Here is a 213-nt window from a genome sequence, read left to right as displayed (position 1 = left end):
GAGGAGGTGTATCTGAAGGCATATGAGTCGGTCAGCCACGCCCGGCGCTCAATCGGCGATTACATCAATCTGTACAACCAGAGACGACCTCATTCGAGTCTGGAAGACCGCACGCCGGATGAGGCATACTTCGCGACACTGCCTGCGATCAAATCGGCAGCATGAACGCCCCGGTGGTTCCACTTAAAAATCTCGGGACCCTGCCCGAACAAG

At 56.3% G+C, this 213-nt stretch carries 1 protein-coding gene; it reads left to right on the top strand.

Annotated elements, in window-relative coordinates; genetic code table 11:
• A partial coding sequence (locus VSR82_RS40590) for an integrase core domain-containing protein (protein WP_498858991.1) occupies nucleotides 1-165 on the top strand: 165 nt, incomplete at its 5' end.
• Nucleotides 166-213: the final 48 nt, after the last annotated feature.

It is taken from the genome of Burkholderia sp. JPY481, assembly GCF_038900515.1.
Lineage (GTDB): Bacteria > Pseudomonadota > Gammaproteobacteria > Burkholderiales > Burkholderiaceae > Paraburkholderia > Paraburkholderia youngii.
The sequence above is the reverse complement of the archived record's forward strand: the minus strand, read 5'-3'. Positions and strand labels throughout refer to the sequence as shown.